Here is a 1,193-nt window from a genome sequence, read left to right as displayed (position 1 = left end):
CGCTTGGCCCGGAGGCCGCACAGGCCACGCTGGATGCGGCCCGCGCGGCGGTGGCGATGGGGATCAAGGTGTCCTTCGATGGCAACTTCCGGCCCAAGCTGTGGGAGCGCTGGGGTGGCGATGCCACGGCGATCCTGCGCGACCTGTTCGACTGCGCGCATATCGGGTTCGCCGACTACCGCGACATCGGTGTGGTGCTCGGCGGGCAGTTCGCGCAGGCCGATGCCCAGGCGCGCGTGGATGCGGCCGCGGCGATGGCCTTTGCCGCCTTCCCGCGCCTGCAGTACATGGCGTGCACCCAGCGCACCGCGCACAGCGTGGACCGGCATTCGCTCGGCGCGATGCTGCTCGGCCGCGACGGCACCCGTGCCATCGCCCCGGAAGAGACGCTGACCGGCATCGTCGATCGCATCGGTGGCGGTGACGCGTTTGCCGCCGGCGTGCTGCACGGGCTGATCGAAGGCTTCGATGCCGGGGCCACGATCCGCTTCGGGTTGGCCGCCGGCTGCCTGAAACACTCCATTCCCGGTGACTTCAACCCGGTCGGCGTCGCCGACGTGATGGCCCTGGTGGGCGAAGGAAAATTCGATGTCCGGCGCTGATCCGCGCGTGCGCGCAATCCTGAAACTGGCACCGGTGATTCCGGTGTTCACCCCCAACGACATCGACGATGCGGTGCAGGTGGCCAACGCGCTGTTCCGCGGGGGTCTGCCGGTGATCGAGGTGACCCTGCGCACCCCGCGCGCGATGGACGCGATCAAGGCGATGGTTGAGGCCGTGCCCGAGGCGGTGATCGGCGCCGGCACCGTGCTCGAAGGCCGGCAGCTGGAGCAGCTCAAGGCCGTGGGTGGCCGCTTCGCGGTTTCGCCCGGCGCCACCGACCGGCTCTATGCCGCCGCGCGTGATGTCGACCTGCCGTTCCTGCCCGGCGTGGCCACCTCCTCGGAGCTGATGCGCGGACTGGAGCACGGCCTGGACACGTTCAAGTTCTTCCCGGCGATGCAGGCCGGCGGCGCGGCGATGCTGTCGGCGTGGAACGGCCCGTTCGGCGATGTGCGCTTCTGTCCGACCGGCGGGATCAGCGCGCAGACCGCGCCACAGTTCCTGCACCTGCCCAACGTGCTGTGCGTGGGCGGCTCGTGGCTGACCACCGGCGAGCTGCTGCAGTCACGCGACTGGGCCCGGATCGAGCA

2 protein-coding genes are annotated in these 1,193 nt (G+C 70.3%); both read left to right on the top strand.

Annotation, left to right across the window (positions count from 1 at the left end):
• Nucleotides 1-602: PfkB family carbohydrate kinase (locus JCM9942_RS16360; RefSeq protein ID WP_425478369.1), on the top strand; the 602-nt coding region annotated here is incomplete at its 5' end.
• Nucleotides 589-1,193, top strand: a 605-nt coding sequence (eda, locus tag JCM9942_RS16355) for a bifunctional 4-hydroxy-2-oxoglutarate aldolase/2-dehydro-3-deoxy-phosphogluconate aldolase (RefSeq protein ID WP_054660910.1), incomplete at its 3' end; no start/stop codon positions are given. The genes JCM9942_RS16360 and eda, both read left to right, overlap by 14 nt.

It is taken from the genome of Stenotrophomonas pictorum JCM 9942 (genome assembly GCF_001310775.1).
Classification (GTDB): Bacteria; Pseudomonadota; Gammaproteobacteria; order Xanthomonadales; family Xanthomonadaceae; genus Stenotrophomonas; species Stenotrophomonas pictorum.
Note: the sequence above shows the minus strand (reverse complement) of the source record. Positions and strands in the feature narration are given on the sequence as shown.